This window comes from Desertibacillus haloalkaliphilus, assembly GCF_019039105.1.
Classification (GTDB): domain Bacteria; phylum Bacillota; class Bacilli; order Bacillales; family KJ1-10-99; genus Desertibacillus; species Desertibacillus haloalkaliphilus.
On sequence record NZ_JAHPIV010000078.1, the window covers coordinates 1 to 505 of the forward strand.

At 46.7% G+C, this 505-nt stretch carries 1 protein-coding gene; it reads right to left on the minus strand.

What is annotated here, in order from left to right; translation table 11 throughout:
* Positions 1-505, minus strand: a 505-nt coding sequence (locus KH400_RS29635) for a hypothetical protein (protein ID WP_217227947.1), incomplete at both ends; no start/stop codon positions are given.

A 505-nucleotide genomic window follows, 5' to 3' on the forward strand; every position in this document is an offset into this window, starting at 1 on the left:
TCTTCCCCTTTTTTCCCTCTTTTCCCTCTTTCCTCTTTCTCTCTTCCTCCCTCTTCTTCCTTTCCCTTTTTTTTTTTTCCTCTCCCCCTTTCTCCTTCCCTCCCCCCCTTTCCCTCTCCCCTTCTCTTCTTTTTCCCCTCTCCTCTTTCTTCCCCCCCCTTCTCTTTCCCCTCCTTCTCCCCCCCTCCCCCTCTTCCCTTCTCCCCCTTTTTCTTTTTTCCTTTCTCCTTTTCTTTTTCCCCTTCCCCTTTTTTCCTTTTCCCCTCTTTTTTTTTTCTTTTTCCTTCCTTCCCCTCCCTTTTCTCCCTCCCTTTCTCTCCTTTTCTTTCCTCCCCTTTCTCCTCTTTTTTCTTCCCTCCCCTTTTCTCTTTCTTTTTTTCCCTTTTCTTCCCTCTCTTCCTTTTCTTTTCTCTTTTCTCCCTTCTTTTCCTTTTTTCTTTTTTCTTCCCCCTTCTCCCCCTTCTCCTTCTCTTCCCTTTTTCTCCTCCTCCCCTCTCTTCTCCCC